Genomic DNA, 17474 nt, shown 5'->3' on the forward strand with positions numbered 1-17474 from the left:
TTGTTATTATATATTCATGGTTGTGATTTGTTTTATTTCACAATTTGCGAAAAAAGATGGCAATATAGCGGCGGGCAGACATTCTGTTATCAATTTTGTGAACTGGCTTCGAGTTTTTTTAATTTAATTTTCTTGAGCGAAAAAGACGTAATGATGAACCACAACGCAGAGAAAACGGTAATAAAGGGGCTGTTCCGACTAATAAAAATAGCATCCATGTATACAATGTCTGTTTTTTGAACAGTGGCGGTGATGAGCATCGCCACTATGACTTAATAAAGGCAGGTAAAATCTGTCGGCTAACTTATCCCGTCGTTTCGTCCCAGGCATGAGGGGCAAAAAGATAGCCTTTATTGCGAATGGTCTTTATACGATAGGGCTCAGCAGCGCTATCCAGCAGTTTCTTACGCAGGCGGGAAATCGCCACATCCACGCTGCGATCCAGACCATCATAATTGACGCCGCGCAGCGTTTTTAGCAACGCGTCGCGATCCATAATTTGTCCGGCGTGTGTCGCCAGTTCCCAGAGCAATTCAAAATCGGCGGTGGAGAGCGATATGAAATCGCCGTTGAGCTGGACCGCCCGGTTAAGGGGATCGATGGTTAACGCGCCAAAACGCAGCGCTTTATGCGGCGTAAGCGCGCTCTCCTGAAGACTTTTTGCCTGTTGCGTTTGTTCGCTTTGCCGCAGGTGTAAGCGCAGACGCGCCAGCAAAACGGCCGGAGGCGTGGTTTTGAGGATGTAGTCGCAGGCGCCCATCTCCAGCGCCAGAATATGATTCATATCACTGTCCAGCGAGGTGAGCAGGACAATCGGGCCTTGCCAGCGGTGGCGTAAATCGCGACATATCGTCATGCCATCTTTACCTGGAAGCATAATATCCAGTAAAACCAGATCGGGCTGAGTGGTGAGGATAAGATCCTCCGCCCGGTCACCACGCGGCTCAACAATGACATCAATATCATGTTTCGCCAGATAAGCGGCAATGAGAGAACCCACTTCAGCGTCGTCTTCAACAAATACAATGCGGTTCATATTATAAATGGAGAATAGAAAACGCCAACATACACCGCCTCTGTTTTCCCTTCCATAAATCTTTTCTAAACGAGAGCGGTTCCGTTATGCTACACGCTGTTGTTATTAGCGTGTTAAGGCAAGGTAATGGGACTCGTGATTAAAGCTGCCCTGGGGGCGCTGGTCGTCGTATTGATTGGTCTGCTGTCAAAAACGAAAAATTATTATATCGCCGGATTAATTCCTCTGTTTCCAACGTTTGCGCTTATCGCGCACTATATCGTGGCCAGCGAGCGGGGCATCGACGCGATGCGTACCACCATCGTCTTTAGCATGTGGTCGATCATTCCTTATTTCATTTATCTTGCAACGCTATGGTATTTCAGCGGCGTGATGCGCCTGCCCGTCGCGCTTGGCGGTGCGGTGGTCTGCTGGGGGCTAAGCGCGTGGCTGCTGATTTTTTGCTGGATTAAATGGCATTAATATTGGCAAAGACCGTGGTTTCCCCATCGTAATACAGACGGATATTACGATGGGGAGGTTGTTAACCCACCAGCATCCACGTAGCCGGAACCGCCGCGACCAGCAATAAACCAATCAGCACGACTTCCTGACGATTTAATACATTGTCATGCTTGTGCGTCCGACGCGCATACAGGAAAACCAGTAATCCAGGCGCGTACAGTACGACGGACAGCAGCAGGTGCATAGGGCCCGACGCATATAATAACCATAAGCCATAAATACAGGCTCCGATACCGACCGCCCGATGGAGGGGACGCGTTGCAATCTTCAGCAGAAATGCGCCGACCAGAAAGTAGGGCACCAGAATCATTTCTGACGCAATCGTCAATAGTGTGTTGTAGTCCGAACCGGTCAGCCAGATCAGCACCAGACAGATTTGCACACAGATATTGGTGAGCCATAACGATGCAGAAGGCGCGCCTTGCGCATTTTGTCGCGCGAAGATGCCCGGGAAGGATTTATAGGCTGCCGCCAGAAACGGCACCTCCGCCGCCATGATAGTCCAGCTTAGATAAGCCCCGCAGACAGACACAATCAGTCCCGCTGCAATAATAATTTCTCCCCACGGCCCCATCATTTTCACCATCAGACCGGCCATCGACGGGTTGCGCATCTCCGCCAGTTCCGGACGCGCAAGAACGCCAAGAGAAAGCAGCGTCACCAGGAGATATATTCCCAGCGCTGCGAGTACCGCCAGTAGCGTGGCGCGGCCTACATCGCGTTTATTTTTCGCTCGGGCCGAGACGACGACGGCGCCTTCAACGCCAATAAACACCCACAGCGTAATAAGCATGGTGTTCTTGACCTGTTCCCATACGGGAATACCGAGTTCAACACCGGTGAAGTCCAGTGTGAAGGTATCCAGTTTGAACATCATGATAGCCAGCACAATAAACGCGCCGAGCGGCAACAGTTTCGCCAGAGTCGCAACCAGATTGATGCTGGCTGCCGTTTGTACGCCGCGCAGGATGAGGAAATGGACAATCCAGAGCAGGACTGAAGCGCCGACAATAGCCTGCCAGGTATTACCGTCGCCAAACAGACGCAGGGCAGGCGTATCGGTAAAGAAACTCAGCGCTGAAAAAACGATAACCAAATAGGATACGTTGGCGATGACCGCGCACAGCCAATAGCCCCAGGCAGAACAAAAGCCAATCAGTTCGCCGAAGCCTTCGCGGGCGTAAGTAAAGATACCGCCGTCAAGCTCGGAGCGAATGCGCGTGAGGATTAACATGGCGAATGCCAGTAAGAGTATCCCCACGCCGGTAATGGCCCAGCCAATTAACAACGCAGCCGGACTGGCAACGGCGGCCATATTCTGGGGCAGGCTGAAAACACCTGCGCCAAGCATTGAGCTTAAAACCAGCGCGGTCAGCGCGCTCAGTCCCAGTTTTTTTTCCATTGGTATCCAGCTATAAAAATGAAATTGGAAGAATAATTATTATGGCAAAACGCATAAAAATGGTGAAAGCCACTAAGGCGCGGGATTTTACGGAGAGAAGGGACCGCATGCAACGGCCTGGATAAGATTTATCGCCAAAAAAGCGAAAAGTGAGATTCATCGCGATATTTGACGGAACTGGCATCCCGCGAGAAAGTGCCGGATGGCGGCTTATCAGGCCTGCCGTTGAACGATTGTGTAGGCCTGATAAGGCAGGTATGCCGCCATCCGGCGAGAAAGCCTGATGGCGACGCGCGCCTTATTTATAGAGGTCGGCGCTGATGGTGATGTTATTGCCGCGCTCCTGCCACTGACGCGTAATATGATAATACTTAGCGCCTTTCTTCGCCGCGCGTTTGGCGACCTGGTAGGAGATTTCTGTCATATTGCCGTAGTTGCCGGTGAACTTAACGCTGTCGAAAGGCACCATCATCGCAGCCGTCGCTTTATTCAGCTCCTCAACTTTTGTGCCATCCGGTAGTGTGACAGTGTAACGCCCGCCTTTGGAGGATTGCGTTTCGAAGAAACGGCCTACTTCGGCGCTCGGCGAGGCTGACGTGGCGACGCCTGGAATTTCGACTTTCTTCGCAGCTTCGCCGCCCTGAGCCAGCGCGGCGCGGCCAGCTTCAGAGTCTGCCGGAATAGCGTCCGGGCTCTGGACGATGCGTTTTTTCGCATCTTGTTTATAGATAAATGCAGTGATGCGCTGGTTTCCGCCCTGATTCGCATCTATCTGACGAACAATATAGAAAGCGTATGCGCCTTTTTGTTTCGCCGCTTTCGTAATGGCATCGTTAACTTCCGGCTGGCTACGGTAGAAGCCCTGAACGGTGACGGTGTCATACGGTTCTAATTGTACGGCCTGGTCTTTCGGTAATTCCACAATGCCATTAATGACACGATTTTTGGGCGCGTCGGCTTTCGACGCGTCGGCTTTATACACGTCCGCCACAACACGCCAGTTACCACTGTTGCCGAACTCCGAGGTGTCGACAACATAGAAGGAGGCTGCGCCTTCTTTATCTGCGCGGCGGGACACGGCGGAGACCGCATCGCCAATAGCATTAAAACGACCGGTAATAACGATGCGGTCATAAGGTTTTAGTGCAGCCGCTTGCTCCGGCGTCAGTTCTGTTGCTGCATGGACAGAAAAAGCAGCCGCAGAAAGCAGAGCCGACGCCAGGAGAGTGTTCTTAAGCTTCATAAAAATAATCCTTCGCCTTGCGCAAACCAGGTACTGGTATTGTTATTGACTAGAAACGTGGCTGATTATTGCATTTAAACCATATGGATGTCTGCGGGATTTTTCACGCATCGTGTCATGTATCCTATCTTTGATGATAACATTTGCCGATATGTCGAAAAAAACGGCGTCCGGGCGGCTAAGCTAATGAAGCGCATAAATTTAATAAGTTAATTTAATGTTAATTTCTTGATCGCGCCAGGGGTTTAATGATGTTTTGCTGTCAAATTTGAGCGAATTATCAGCCCTCGCAGGCCATTTTCAAGGCATTATGGCTGCTTAGCGGCTGAATCGTTCATGTTTTGCAAATTTGATAAAAAATTCTGTTTTTTGGCGCTAGATCACAGGCGTTATTTTCAGTAGGTTATAGAGAGTTTGTAACGGTTTTATTCTGCTGGGGTAACATTTACCTCAAACGCGGGCAGGCGTACGCTTCTCGCGCTTACTGACAAACCATCATCAAAAATACCGATGGAAGGGAACATTTATGCGAATTGGCATACCAAAAGAGCGGTTACCCAATGAAACCCGTGTCGCTGCGACGCCGAAAACGGTAGAGCAGCTACTGAAGCTGGGGTTTAGCGTCGCTATCGAAAGCGGGGCGGGTCAACTGGCAAGTTTTGACGACAAAGCGTTTGCGCAGGCTGGCGCGGATATTGTAGACGGCAATGCTATCTGGCAGTCGGAAATTATTCTCAAGGTTAATGCGCCTGAAGAAGAGGAAATCGCTTTACTGAACCCCGGGACTACGCTGGTCAGTTTTATCTGGCCTGCGCAAAATCCTGGGTTAATGGAGAAACTTGCCGAACGTAAGGTCACGGTGATGGCGATGGACTCCGTGCCGCGTATTTCCCGCGCGCAATCGCTCGACGCGTTAAGCTCAATGGCGAATATCGCGGGTTATCGCGCCATTGTAGAGGCCGCGCATGAATTTGGGCGCTTCTTTACCGGCCAAATCACCGCCGCCGGGAAAGTGCCGCCGGCGAAGGTGATGGTGATTGGCGCGGGCGTTGCCGGTCTTGCGGCTATCGGCGCGGCAAACAGCCTGGGGGCGATTGTCCGCGCGTTTGACACTCGTCCTGAAGTCAAAGAGCAGGTCCAGAGTATGGGGGCTGAGTTCCTCGAACTGGATTTTAAAGAGGAAGCCGGTAGCGGCGATGGTTACGCCAAAGTGATGTCCGAGGCGTTTATCAAAGCGGAAATGGCGCTCTTTGCCGCCCAGGCCAAAGAGGTCGATATCATCGTTACCACCGCGTTGATTCCGGGCAAACCAGCGCCGAAGCTGATTACCCGCGATATGGTCGATTCTATGAAGGCCGGCAGCGTGATTGTCGACCTGGCCGCGCAGAATGGCGGTAACTGCGAATATACCGTCGCTAATCAGGTTGTGACGACGGACAATGGCGTAAAAGTGATTGGCTATACCGATCTACCGGGGCGTTTGCCGACGCAGTCATCCCAGCTTTATGGCACCAACCTGGTTAACCTGCTGAAGCTGCTGTGCAAAGAGAAAGACGGCAATATTGACGTGGATTTTGACGATGTCGTGATCCGTGGCGTGACGGTGATTCGCGACGGCGACATTACCTGGCCTGCGCCGCCAATCCAGGTTTCCGCGCAGCCACAGGCCGCGCCTAAAGCAGCACCTGCGCCAAAAGAGCCGGAAAAGCCCGCTTCACCCTGGCGGAAGTATGCGTTAATGGCGCTGGCGATCATTCTTTTTGGCTGGCTGGCCGATGTCGCGCCAAAAGAGTTCCTCGGCCATTTTACCGTGTTTGCGCTCGCCTGCGTGGTTGGTTATTACGTGGTGTGGAACGTGTCTCATGCGCTTCATACGCCATTAATGTCGGTGACCAACGCAATTTCAGGGATTATTGTTGTCGGGGCATTATTGCAAATTGGTCAGGGCGGCTGGGTCAGCTTCCTGAGCTTTATCGCGGTGCTTATCGCCAGCATTAATATTTTCGGTGGCTTCACCGTGACTCAGCGTATGCTGAAAATGTTCCGGAAAAACTAAGGGGTAACACATGTCTGGAGGATTAGTTACAGCTGCATACATTGTTGCCGCGATCCTGTTTATTTTCAGTCTTGCCGGGCTTTCAAAGCATGAAACGTCCCGCCAGGGGAATAACTTCGGTATTGCCGGGATGGCGATCGCGTTGCTGGCGACCATTTTCGGGCCGGATACCGGCAACGTAGCATGGATTCTGGTCGCCATGATTATTGGCGGCGCGATTGGCATCCGCATGGCGAAAAAAGTTGAGATGACCGAGATGCCGGAGCTGGTCGCGATTCTGCACAGTTTCGTGGGCCTGGCGGCGGTACTGGTTGGTTTTAACAGCTATCTGTACCATGACGCCAGTCTGGCGCCGGTGCTGGTGAATATCCATCTGACCGAAGTCTTCCTCGGTATCTTTATTGGCGCAGTCACTTTCACTGGATCGATCGTAGCGTTTGGTAAACTGCGCGGCAAAATCTCTTCTAAGCCGTTGATGTTGCCTAACCGTCACAAAATGAACCTGGCGGCGCTGGTTGTTTCTTTCCTGTTGCTGCTGGTTTTTGTTCGTACCGAAAGCGTGGGTCTACAGGTTCTGGCGCTGCTGCTGATGACCATTATCGCGCTGGCGTTTGGTTGGCATCTGGTCGCTTCTATCGGCGGGGCGGACATGCCGGTGGTTGTTTCAATGCTGAACTCCTATTCCGGTTGGGCTGCCGCGGCGGCTGGCTTCATGTTGAGCAACGATTTGCTGATTGTGACCGGCGCGCTGGTCGGTTCGTCAGGCGCGATCCTGTCTTACATTATGTGTAAAGCGATGAACCGCTCTTTCATCAGCGTTATTGCCGGTGGGTTCGGTACTGACGGCTCCTCAACAGGCGACGATCAGGAAGCTGGCGAACATCGCGAAATCACGGCGGAAGAGACCGCTGAGATGCTGAAAAACTCCCACTCCGTCATTATTACGCCGGGGTACGGGATGGCGGTGGCGCAGGCGCAGTATCCGGTGGCGGAAATCACCGAAAAACTGCGTGCACGCGGTATCAACGTGCGTTTCGGCATTCATCCGGTGGCGGGTCGCCTGCCGGGGCATATGAACGTGCTGTTGGCGGAGGCGAAAGTGCCTTATGACATCGTGCTGGAAATGGATGAGATCAACGATGATTTCGCCGATACCGATACCGTGCTGGTGATTGGCGCGAACGATACGGTGAACCCGGCGGCGCAAGACGATCCCCGCAGCCCGATCGCCGGTATGCCGGTTCTCGAAGTGTGGAAAGCACAGAATGTCGTGGTCTTTAAGCGTTCAATGAATACCGGTTATGCTGGTGTGCAGAACCCGCTGTTCTTTAAAGAGAATACGCAAATGCTGTTTGGCGATGCAAAAGCCAGCGTGGATGCAATTCTGAAAGCGCTTTAATCTTTTAAACGTGCGGCGGCCTCTTCGGAGGCCGTTTTTATACACTTCATCCTTTAAGCTGCCTCTTTGTTGGCTGCACTCAGAAACCCCGGACACATCGTTATCTATGCTCCCGGGGATTTCTTCCCTTGCCGCCGCGAGGCATCTTGAATGATTTTGTGTATATATTGCATTTTATCTTTTGTTTAAATCGCTAAGCAGAACGGCGATACTCTGCCCGCCGGTGGTCTGTTCGAGGGCGATTTTGACAATGATGGTTAACGGAACGGAGAGCAACATGCCCACCGGACCTAATAGCCAGCCCCAGAAAATTAACGACAAAAATACCACTAAGGTTGAAAGGCCTAAACCACGTCCCATAATTCGTGGCTCAAGGATATTGCCGAAGACCAGATTAATCAGCAGATAGCCTGCCAGCACCAGCAGCGCATCATAAAACCCGTTAAATACCAGCACCTGAATAATGGGTGGCAGGGCAGCGAGCACCGATCCAATATTAGGAATATAGTTCAGCGCGAAGGCCAGTAGACCCCAGACAAAGGCGAAGCGGACATCCAGCGCGGCCAGCATGCCCCATGCGACCAGCCCCGTCACGATACTGATCGCTGTTTTTAACACCAGATAATGGGAAACGCTATCAAGCGCGCGTTGAATTGCCGCCATGCCTTCCACCGGACGGCTCATCATCTGCTGCAGTTTTGCAGGCAATTGTGGAACCTCCAACAGCATAAATACCACGGTCAATAGCAATAAAAAGATGGATGACATGGCATTGGACAGTTGGGTGAGCAGGTTCGTTACCAGAGTCATGGCGGCGTTTGGATCGATATATTTCGCCAGCTCATCAACCGACACGCCAATGCCAGCTCGCTGCAACCACGGTTCAATACGTTGCAACGGTATCACCAATGAGGAGCGATATTGCGGTAGGGTACGAGCCAGTTCATTTAATGATGTCCCCAAATAGGCCAGTAGCAGTACCATTAACATAACAATAATCACAATGAGCAATGATACGGCGATAACGCGCGGAATTCGGCATCGGGTCATCCGTTGCACAACGGGATTGAGAACGACTGCAATAAATAACGCCAAAATAAAGGGAACAATGATATCTGCGGCGAAGCGGATACCGCTCAGAATAACCACCAGCATTCCCAGCATAATGACGATTTTTAGACCATTGAGCGTGATGATCGGTTTTGCCATATCAGTCCCTGTTTTCTGATGCCGACACGAATAATAATGTGATGTCGGTCGACCTGTTCTGGTTAAAATCAAACACTTCAGGTAAAGAAGTGAAAATATTTTGAGTTAATTCCTGGCTTATGATACAAATCAGGCGTGTTCAACTACCGAGGACAATTATCATCCGCGATGACGAGAAGCAACACTGCGGATAATTGTAATATTATGGACAATATGTTCAGCGCTTTTTTCTCCACGCAAACGCATCTTCACTCTACCTCCTTTTTCCTGCTTATCGGCGAGCAGCACTGGCGTAACGCACTTTAGTCTCTCACTTCTGCCTGAGCTGGCGCAATGCGCTGTGCTAACTGATTTTATTTTTTAGTTTGCTGCGTGCAGCAGACTCGAAAGAGTATATTCTCATGCAGGAGAAGTGTCATGTTTTACTGGATTTTATTAGCTCTGGCTATCGCGACTGAAATTACCGGCACGCTCTCAATGAAATGGGCTAGCGTGGGTAATGGCAATGCGGGTTTTATTTTAATGCTAGTGATGATCACGCTGTCATATATATTTCTTTCTTTTGCGGTAAAAAAGATTGCCCTGGGTGTAGCGTATGCCTTATGGGAAGGGATCGGCATTTTATTTATTACCATTTTTAGCGTGCTGCTATTTGATGAAGCATTATCAACCATGAAGATTGCCGGCTTGCTGACGCTGGTCGCCGGCATAGTATTGATCAAATCAGGGACGCGTAAACCCGGCAAACCAGTGAAGGGGGCGGCTCGTGCAACAATTTGAATGGATACACGGCGCCTGGCTTGGGCTGGCAATAATGCTGGAAATCGCGGCTAACGTACTGTTGAAATTTTCGGACGGCTTTCGCCGTAAATGCTATGGCATCTTATCGCTTGCCGCTGTTCTGGCCGCCTTCAGCGCGCTTTCCCAGGCGGTTAAAGGGATAGACCTGTCGGTGGCGTATGCGCTATGGGGCGGTTTTGGTATTGCCGCCACGCTGGCGGCGGGCTGGGTGCTCTTCGGCCAGCGCTTAAATCCCAAAGGCTGGGTTGGCGTGATATTGCTGCTCGCCGGAATGGTCATGATCAAATTTGCCTGAGACGATCGCTGCCGGTCAGGCAGCGATTCCCGCATTAATCCTGCGCCAGAGCTTTCAGCTTATCGCGAAAGCCGGTGACGGATATAGCGCGGTTATCGGCGCGCCAGCGATCTTTAGCCGCAGGGGCGGAGCTTTGTACGCCAATGAGCTGCCATCCGCTATCCGTGTGCAATAAGAGCGGCGAGCCGCTGTCGCCAGGTAACGTGTCGCACTGGTGTGAGAGTACGGCATTCTGCGCCCAGCCGGTCACGACGCAATCCTGATGGGAATAGAGCGCATCCAGATGATCTTCCGGATAACCGGACTGCGTGACTTTTCGGTCTGCGGCTTTCAACGCCGCAGTGAGCGCCGCTTTATCGCCGGTAAATAAAGGCACTGGCGTGATACCGGAAGGTGGGTAGCGCAATATTACCAGACCAAAATCCCAGCTTGCCGCGGCAGGCGGCACAATCCAGCCATCGCCATCCGCTTTCAGACGTCGGCCCAGCGACGGTTCAACGCGGCCTTCAATGCCGTGGATTTCATAGCGCCATACTCCTTTTCGCGCCACAAAACGCAGCGCAACCGCCTTGTCTGGTTTTCCTTTCGGTGGCGTTAGCAGGCAGTGACCTGCTGTCAGGGCGATATGCGGGGAGATAAGCGTTGCCGTACACAAATTACCGCTGGCGGTCTCTAGTTGCCCGATGGCATCCCACGGCGATTGGGTAGGATCGGCGACGGGCACCCGATCGTCATGGTTAAAAAAAAGCGTTTTGACGTCGCTGGCATCCGTGGCGTCTGTTTCAGCCCCCCTGGCTTTCGCCATAACCGGTAAAAAACACACTATGCCCAGTAATACAGCAATGGTTTTATGCATATCACACTCTGGTGGGTAATTATGATTATTAACAACAAACCCTCAGTACTACTATAGACGTGACGGTAAGAAAGTGGGAGTAAAATCAGATAACTACACTCAGGAAAGATAGAAATGCGTGGCAATAACGGCGCATAAAATAAGCACGATAAGAATGAGCTCAAAGCGGTAGCGAGACACTTTTTTGCCCTCCCGGAAGGCGGCGCTAAACCAGAACAATTTAGCGCCGTAAAAGCGGGCGCGGGGGCGCGCCGCAGCATGTTACGACTTACGCAGCCGGTTGAGTAGTTGGTTTTGACGTAGATTTGGCTGGGGCTTTTTTGCCATCTTTTTTCTGGTGCTTTTTAGCCGCCTGCGCTTTTTGCTCAACGGTTTTTTTATGCTGTTTTTTGTGGTGCTGGGTGTTCTGGGTTGTTTTGGCAGGCGCTGCGGTTTTCGCAGGCGTTGCAGTCTCAGCCGCGAATGCTGCGGAAGAGAGACCCATTGCAGCGGCAACAACCAGAGCTAATACTTTTTTCATTTTGATACCCTCGATTTGGTTTTCATTCAACCCCACTGCGGGGCCGGTGAAATGACTATATCGCTGTTATCAAAAGGCTTCCGTGAGTGATTGGTTTCGGCATGTAACGCTATGTACAATCCCCCGGTAACGCGATGTAAGCCCCCACCATAATAGGTAGCTTTACGTTACCGGCCGTTATTTTTGGTCGCAGAGTCGGTAATATCCGCCCTCCAGAATAACAGGCACACCGTATATGAATCCGATAATCTGGGTGGTATTTACGCTTCTGGCGCTGGATGCAATCAGAGAAGTTATGGGCGTATCAAGCCTGACAGGTCTATGGTGAACAGTGAGTCGTGGCGTGAAACCAGCCCGGCGATAGCGCACGTTGCTATCGCCGGATTATTTCTTTTCAGGCGTGAAGACGATGATGTAACCGCGTCCCGACCAGGATGGCCAGCACCAGCATTAGCGCGATAAAACCACCTACGCCGTTCCAGCCGTAACTATGCCAGAATACGCCGCCTAGCGTCCCGGCGATACTGGACCCCAGATAATAGCTGAAAAGATAAAGTGACGAGGCCTGTCCCTTCGCCCGGCGCGCACGCGGGCCAATCCAACTACTGGCCACGGAGTGCGCGGCGAAAAAGCCGGCGGAAAAAAGCAGCATCCCGGCAAAAATCAGCCAAAGCGAGGTAAAAAGCGTCAGTAAAAGCCCACCCAGCATTACTGCGGTAGAGAACAGCATCACCGGCCCCCGGCCATAGCGTGAGGTCATTGCGCCAGCTTTCGGCGAGCTCCATGTGCCGGTGAGATAGGCTACGGATAACAGTCCGACCACGGCCTGGCTTAATTCCCAGGGGGAGAGCATCAGGCGATAGCCAATGTAGTTAAACAGGGTGACGAACGCGCCCATCAGTAAAAAACCTTCCGCAAACAGCAGAGGTAACCCCCGATCGCGCCAGTGGAGACGGAAATTAATAAATAGCGTTTTAGGCCGTAGTGACGTGGGACGAAAATGTTGCGAGGCGGGTAAAATCTTCCAGAACATCAGCGCGGACGCCAGCGCAAAGCATCCGATGGCCGCCAGCGCGATGCGCCAGTTAAAAAAGTCGGTCATGACGCCGCTTAATAAACGCCCGCTCATCCCGCCGATGGAATTACCGCTAATATAAAGCCCCATAGAGAAAGCGACAAAGCTGGGATGGATTTCTTCGCTCAGGTAGGTCATTCCCACCGCGGCGACGCCGCTTAACGACAGACCGATCAGCGCGCGCATAATCAGAATACCATGCCAGCTGGTCATCATGGTTGATAACAATGTGCAGCAGGAGGCTAATAACAAGGCGGTGACCATCACCGGTTTACGGCCTATCGCATCAGAAAGCGGGCCGGTAAAAAGTAAGCCGATAGCCAGCATGGCGGTAGAAATAGAAAGTGAAACGCTGCTGCTGGCGGGGGAGACGCCAAACTCCTGGGAAAGTACCGGTAGTATAGGCTGAACGCAATAAAGGAGCGCGAAAGTCGCCAGGCCCGCGGAAAAAAGGGCCAGCGTGACGCGCATGAAAGGCGCTGTACCGCGTTTAATAAATTGAACCGGCTGAGAATGGCGTTGTTCATCGATATCGCTCGCCGTGGCGTCATCGAGAATAGTTGTACGACTCACGTTAAATCCTTGCTTTACATCTCCGTCAACAGGAGACGGGTATAACCGACATGTAAAGCATAGAAAAAGCAAAATATTCTGTCTAATATATTAATTGTCTCAAATAAGACGTTAAAAATATGAATATCGAATTACGTCATTTACGTTACTTTGTGGCGGTAGCAGAAGAACTGCATTTTGGTCGCGCCGCCGCGCGCCTCAATATCTCGCAGCCGCCGCTCAGTCAGCAGATACAAATTCTGGAGCAGCAGGTCGGCGCGCGATTACTGGCGCGGACCAACCGCAGCGTAGCGTTAACCGCCGCCGGGCGACAGTTTCTGGTGGATAGCCGACACATCCTGAGTCTGGTAAACGACGCCGCCGCTCGCGCCGAGCGGTTGCATCAGGGCGAAGCGGGAGAAATCCGTATTGGCTTTACGTCTTCAGCGCCTTTTATTCGGGCGGTATCGCATACCTTTTCGTTGTTCCGCCAGTCCTATCCGGGAGTGCATATGCAAACGCGTGAAATGAATACGCGTGAGCAAATCGCGCCGCTCAACGAAGGCGTACTGGATATTGGCTTGCTGCGGAATACGCCGCTGCCCGACACACTTAATCGCGAGGTGATTTTGCATGAGCCGCTTATGGCCATGATCCCGCGCGAACATCGGCTGGCGCAAAAGCCGGTCGTCAGTCTGACAGAACTGGCGGAAGAACCTTTCGTCTTTTTCGATCCGCATGTCGGGACGGGCCTCTACGACGATATTCTCGGCCTGATGCGGCGCTATAACCTGTCGCCGACCATCACGCAGGAGGTTGGCGAGGCAATGACCATTATCGGTCTGGTGGCGGCGGGACTGGGTGTCTCGATTCTGCCGGCATCCTTTAAGCGTGTACAGATGAGCGAGATGCGCTGGGTTCCCCTGGCGGAAGAGGACGCCGTATCTGAAATGTGGCTGGTATGGCCGAAGCATCATGAACAGAGTCATGCCGTACAGCGGTTTTGCCAACTGCTATTACTGGCTGCCCGACGGGATTAATTACGCCTAAAAAGGGTGAAAATGTGCAGTTAATCACACGGCTAAGCAAAAAGTTGACGGCGAGTATTGAAGTGTTTCACCATAGCACACAGATTATTTCGGAGCGCGAAAATAAAGGGAGTGAGCGGTGGTTGCTGATAGTCAGCCTGGGCATATCGATCAAATTAAGCAGACCAATGCTGGCGCAGTGTATCGCCTGATTGATCAGCTCGGACCGGTATCGCGAATTGACCTGTCTCGTCTGGCGCAATTGGCGCCTGCCAGTATTACGAAAATTGTTCGCGAAATGCTGGAAGCGCATTTGGTTCAGGAACTTGAAATTAAAGAGGCGGGCAGTCGTGGACGTCCCGCCGTCGGGCTGATGGTGGAAACGGAAGCCTGGCACTATTTATCTATTCGTATTAGCCGTGGCGAAATTTTCCTTGCGCTACGCGATCTTAGCAGCAAACTGGTGGTAGAAGAGTGTCTGCCGCTGCCGTTAACCGAAGCCACGCCGTTGCTTGAGCGAATTATTACGCACGTTGATCGGTTTTTTACCCGCCATCAGCAGAAACTGGAGCGTCTGACCTCTATTGCCATTACGTTACCGGGCATTATCGATACCGAAAACGGCGTTGTGCACCGGATGCCGTATTACGAAGATGTCAAAGAGATGCCTTTGGGAGATGCGCTGGAGCGGCACACCGGCGTACCGGTTTACATTCAGCATGATATTAGTGCCTGGACGATGGCAGAGGCGCTTTTTGGCGCCTCACGCGGCGCGCGCGACGTTATCCAGGTGGTGATTGATCATAATGTGGGGGCGGGCGTTATCACCGACGGTCATTTGCTTCATGCGGGCAGTAGCAGTCTGGTAGAGATTGGGCATACCCAGGTCGATCCTTATGGTAAGCGCTGTTATTGCGGTAATCATGGCTGTCTGGAGACCATCGCCAGCGTCGATAGTGTGCTGGAACTTACGCAGCTTCGGCTTAATCAATCGATGAGTTCAATGTTGCACGGCCAGCCGTTAACGGTAGATTCACTGTGTCAGGCGGCGATGCAGGGAGATCTATTAGCAAAAGATATTATTAGCGGCGTTGGCGCGCATGTCGGACGCATTCTGGCTATCATGGTGAATTTATTTAATCCGCAAAAAATTCTTATTGGTTCGCCGCTAAGTAAAGCGGCTGATATCCTTTTTCCGGCCATTGCTGACAGTATCCGTCAGCAGGCGCTGCCCGCCTACAGCAGGAATACGGTAGTGGAAAGCACGCAGTTTACCAACCAGGGCACGATGGCCGGGGCGGCGTTGGTAAAAGACGCGATGTATAACGGCTCTTTGTTGATTCGTCTATTACAGGGTTAACATTTTTTAACTGTTGTACAAAAATTTGCGCTAACTCAAGCTGATTGCCCTTGCCATATCTTAGACTTTCTCCACTGTATTATTTTCCTGGCTTATATTTTCGAAGCATAACGGTGGAGTTAGTGATGCTGAAGCGTTTCTTTATTACAGGTACAGACACTTCTGTTGGGAAGACGGTGGTTTCCCGCGCATTACTACAAGCGTTAGCGTCGGGTGGTAAGAGCGTTGCAGGGTATAAACCTGTCGCTAAAGGGAGCAAAGAGACTGCAGAAGGGATGCGCAACAAAGACGCTCTGGTATTGCAAAGCGTCTCTTCGCTGGAGTTGCCGTATGAGGCGATTAATCCAATCGCGTTAAGCGAAGAAGAAAGCAGCGTCGCGCATAGCTGTCCTATAAATTACACCTTGCTGTCCAACGGTCTGGCGAGCCTGAGCGATAAAGTGGACCACGTGGTTGTGGAGGGTACTGGCGGCTGGCGTAGTTTGATGAATGATTTACGTCCATTGTCCGAATGGGTGGTACAGGAACAGTTACCGGTATTGATGGTGGTAGGGATTCAGGAGGGGTGCATTAATCATGCGCTACTGACTGCGCAAGCTGTCGCTAACGATGGACTGCCATTAATTGGTTGGGTGGCGAATCGTATCAATCCTGGCCTGGCGCATTATGCTGAAATTATTGATGTGCTTGGGAAAAAACTGCCAGCGCCGCTGATTGGCGAGTTACCGTACCTGCCGCGCGCCGAGCAGCGTGAGCTGGGGCAGTATATTCGTTTATCAATGCTCGGCAGCGTGCTGGCGGTAGATAGAATCATGGCGTAACGTTCGCGAGAGCACTGACGCGACTACACAGGCAATCAGCAGACCGGGGAGTAACTGATACTCGCCGGTCATTTCACAAATCATCAGGGTGGACATTATCGGCGCATGGGTTGTCGCCGCCAGTAGCGTCGCCATACCCGCCAGCCCCAATAAAATCGCTATTTCATCCGAGCCTGGCAGCAAGAATCCCCATATCCGACCCAGAAACATTCCAATTGATAATCCGACAAATAGTGTTGGCGTAAAGACGCCGCCCGGCGCGCCAGACCCGCTGCTGGCGAGCACCGCCAGGATTTTGCACACAAAAATTCCGCCAATCAGCGAGAATAGCGGCGGGGAGAGCAAAAATGATTGTACGACGCTATAGCCGTTTCCCCATACCGTGGGCGTGAGTAACGACAGTAATCCGACAATAAGCCCGCCCAACGCCAGTTGCCAGGGCGGGGACAGTTTTAAGCGTAAGAAACTATTATGGCTGGCCGTCATCAGCCACATCAGCAATGGGCCGCACAGACCGGCGACCAGGCCAGTACTGACTATCATGACGTACTCCCGCGCGTGGAGATCAACGGTCAGATGTACGGTATAGAGTAGTGAATCGCTACCGTTTAATACATGGGTGGTTAGCAGGGCGACGACGGCGGAAACGACAACCGGGCCGAGGGAAGCCAGCATTAAGGTACCGAACAGGATCTCCGCGATAAACAGGCTGCCCGCCAGCGGCGCATGGTAAGCGCCCGCCATGCCCGCAGCGGCGCCGCTGGCGATCCATAATTTCCATTCCTCACGCGGCGTGAAGCGTCGGGCAAAGCTGGATGCCGCCAGCGCGGCGAGGAGGATCATTGCGCCTTCGCGACCAATTGCGCTGCCGCTGACCACGACCAGCAGCGAGGCCAGCGATTTCACCAGACTGGCGCCAACGTCAAATTGCCCGTCGGTTTGCAATGCTTCCATATAGTCAGTGGGCGCATGGGGGCGCTGTTGGTTCATTTTTTGCCACCCCCACAGCAACAGACCAGCGGCCAGGCCGCCAAGCGCTGGCGTAATCAGCCGTCGCCAGGGCGAAAGCCCCTCAGCCGCATTCACCAGACTGCCAGTGTCATTACTCAGGAAAATCCACTCCAGCAATTGCATCGCATGACGGAAGGCGGCGACAGCCAGCGCCGCGAGAATACCAATGAGCGTAGCGATCAGCAGGCGACGAAACATCGCGCGCAGATCCGGGTAAGCGTGTAAACGATGCATGAGCGGGTAAACAGGGAGTTTCAGGATAGCCTATTCTGCGGGGAAATGGCGTCAGACGCAAAAGCACTATGT

Annotated in this window: 18 protein-coding genes; 10 read left to right on the forward strand and 8 right to left on the reverse strand. The window is 52.3% G+C overall.

The annotated features are described in order from the left end of the window. Positions 1–304: 304 nt before the first annotated feature. Entirely contained in the window at positions 305–1036 is a 732-nt protein-coding gene (gene rstA / locus NBA72_RS01725) for a two-component system response regulator RstA (protein WP_001080048.1), read from the reverse strand. 126 nt (positions 1037–1162) lie between these two features. Between rstA and NBA72_RS01730 the strand changes: the two genes are divergently transcribed. Next, complete coding sequence (locus NBA72_RS01730; RefSeq protein WP_000524877.1) at positions 1163–1498, forward strand: GlpM family protein; 336 nt, start codon at positions 1163–1165, stop codon at positions 1496–1498. 61 nt (positions 1499–1559) lie between these two features. On the opposite strand, the gene NBA72_RS01735 is transcribed toward NBA72_RS01730, so the two are convergent. Together NBA72_RS01735 and ydgH are read right to left on the reverse strand one after the other, a co-directional pair. Next, positions 1560–2942, reverse strand: a complete 1383-nt coding sequence (locus tag NBA72_RS01735; RefSeq protein ID WP_000412353.1) for an amino acid permease — start codon at positions 2940–2942, stop codon at positions 1560–1562. Between the two features lie 298 nt (positions 2943–3240). Next, positions 3241–4185 (reverse strand): DUF1471 family protein YdgH, encoded by a 945-nt coding sequence (gene ydgH / locus NBA72_RS01740; protein ID WP_000769302.1) that lies wholly within the window; start codon positions 4183–4185, stop codon positions 3241–3243. A 526-nt stretch (positions 4186–4711) separates the two neighbouring features. On the opposite strand from ydgH, the gene pntA reads away from it, so the two are divergent. Further along, a complete protein-coding gene (gene pntA / locus NBA72_RS01745) occupies positions 4712–6241 on the forward strand; it encodes a Re/Si-specific NAD(P)(+) transhydrogenase subunit alpha (RefSeq protein ID WP_001219360.1) in 1530 nt (509 codons plus the stop codon). Between the two features lie 10 nt (positions 6242–6251). Then, positions 6252–7640 (forward strand): Re/Si-specific NAD(P)(+) transhydrogenase subunit beta, encoded by a 1389-nt coding sequence (pntB, locus tag NBA72_RS01750; RefSeq protein WP_000014056.1) that lies wholly within the window; start codon positions 6252–6254, stop codon positions 7638–7640. 174 nt (positions 7641–7814) lie between these two features. Here pntB and NBA72_RS01755 read toward each other — a convergent pair whose 3' ends face one another. After that, complete coding sequence (locus tag NBA72_RS01755; RefSeq protein ID WP_042947331.1) at positions 7815–8849, reverse strand: AI-2E family transporter; 1035 nt, start codon at positions 8847–8849, stop codon at positions 7815–7817. A gap of 135 nt (positions 8850–8984) precedes the next feature. Between NBA72_RS01755 and NBA72_RS01760 the strand changes: the two genes are divergently transcribed. From NBA72_RS01760 to mdtI, 3 genes are all read left to right on the forward strand, one after another. Then, positions 8985–9155: a protein YdgV gene (locus tag NBA72_RS01760; RefSeq protein ID WP_001539987.1), complete on the forward strand. Its 171-nt coding sequence runs from the start codon at positions 8985–8987 to the stop codon at positions 9153–9155. A gap of 111 nt (positions 9156–9266) precedes the next feature. Further along, on the forward strand, positions 9267–9629 hold the full coding sequence (gene mdtJ, locus NBA72_RS01765; RefSeq protein ID WP_000500279.1) for a multidrug/spermidine efflux SMR transporter subunit MdtJ: 363 nt from the start codon (positions 9267–9269) through the stop codon (positions 9627–9629). Further along, entirely contained in the window at positions 9616–9945 is a 330-nt protein-coding gene (gene mdtI, locus NBA72_RS01770) for a multidrug/spermidine efflux SMR transporter subunit MdtI (RefSeq protein ID WP_001183821.1), read from the forward strand. The genes mdtJ and mdtI overlap by 14 nt, the downstream gene beginning before the upstream one ends. Before the next feature lie 34 nt (positions 9946–9979). Here the strand turns inward: mdtI and NBA72_RS01775 are convergent, their stop codons facing one another. Then, the gene (locus tag NBA72_RS01775; protein WP_023208398.1) at positions 9980–10801 is read right to left on the reverse strand and encodes a trypsin-like serine peptidase; all 822 of its coding nucleotides are present in this window, start codon (positions 10799–10801) and stop codon (positions 9980–9982) included. 268 nt (positions 10802–11069) lie between these two features. After that, on the reverse strand, positions 11070–11321 hold the full coding sequence (gene asr / locus NBA72_RS01780; protein ID WP_042947486.1) for an acid resistance repetitive basic protein Asr: 252 nt from the start codon (positions 11319–11321) through the stop codon (positions 11070–11072). Positions 11322–11556: 235 nt separating this feature from the next. Here asr and NBA72_RS01785 point away from each other — a divergent pair, with 235 nt between their 5' ends. Then, on the forward strand, positions 11557–11649 hold the full coding sequence (locus NBA72_RS01785; RefSeq protein WP_001068154.1) for a KPN_01571 family protein: 93 nt from the start codon (positions 11557–11559) through the stop codon (positions 11647–11649). A gap of 66 nt (positions 11650–11715) precedes the next feature. On the opposite strand, the gene NBA72_RS01790 is transcribed toward NBA72_RS01785, so the two are convergent. Next, the gene (locus NBA72_RS01790) at positions 11716–12969 is read right to left on the reverse strand and encodes an MFS transporter (protein WP_000091796.1); all 1254 of its coding nucleotides are present in this window, start codon (positions 12967–12969) and stop codon (positions 11716–11718) included. A gap of 119 nt (positions 12970–13088) precedes the next feature. Here NBA72_RS01790 and NBA72_RS01795 point away from each other — a divergent pair, with 119 nt between their 5' ends. From NBA72_RS01795 to bioD, 3 genes are all read left to right on the forward strand, one after another. Beyond that, complete coding sequence (locus NBA72_RS01795) at positions 13089–13988, forward strand: LysR family transcriptional regulator (RefSeq protein WP_001019577.1); 900 nt, start codon at positions 13089–13091, stop codon at positions 13986–13988. 127 nt (positions 13989–14115) lie between these two features. Continuing rightward, on the forward strand, positions 14116–15336 hold the full coding sequence (gene mlc / locus NBA72_RS01800; protein ID WP_000225094.1) for a sugar metabolism global transcriptional regulator Mlc: 1221 nt from the start codon (positions 14116–14118) through the stop codon (positions 15334–15336). A 125-nt stretch (positions 15337–15461) separates the two neighbouring features. Then, positions 15462–16157 carry a dethiobiotin synthase gene (gene bioD, locus NBA72_RS01805; protein ID WP_000919206.1) on the forward strand — a complete coding sequence of 232 codons (696 nt, stop codon included), beginning with the start codon at positions 15462–15464 and terminating at the stop codon, positions 16155–16157. On the opposite strand, the gene clcB is transcribed toward bioD, so the two are convergent. Continuing rightward, the gene (gene clcB, locus NBA72_RS01810) at positions 16113–17402 is read right to left on the reverse strand and encodes a voltage-gated ClC-type chloride channel ClcB (protein ID WP_000554910.1); all 1290 of its coding nucleotides are present in this window, start codon (positions 17400–17402) and stop codon (positions 16113–16115) included. The two genes, bioD and clcB, sit on opposite strands and share 45 nt — an antisense overlap. Positions 17403–17474 lie beyond the last annotated feature (72 nt).

The sequence above is a fragment of the Salmonella sp. NW1250 genome, from assembly GCF_051812965.1.
In the GTDB taxonomy this organism is placed as follows: domain Bacteria; phylum Pseudomonadota; class Gammaproteobacteria; order Enterobacterales; family Enterobacteriaceae; genus Salmonella; species Salmonella enterica.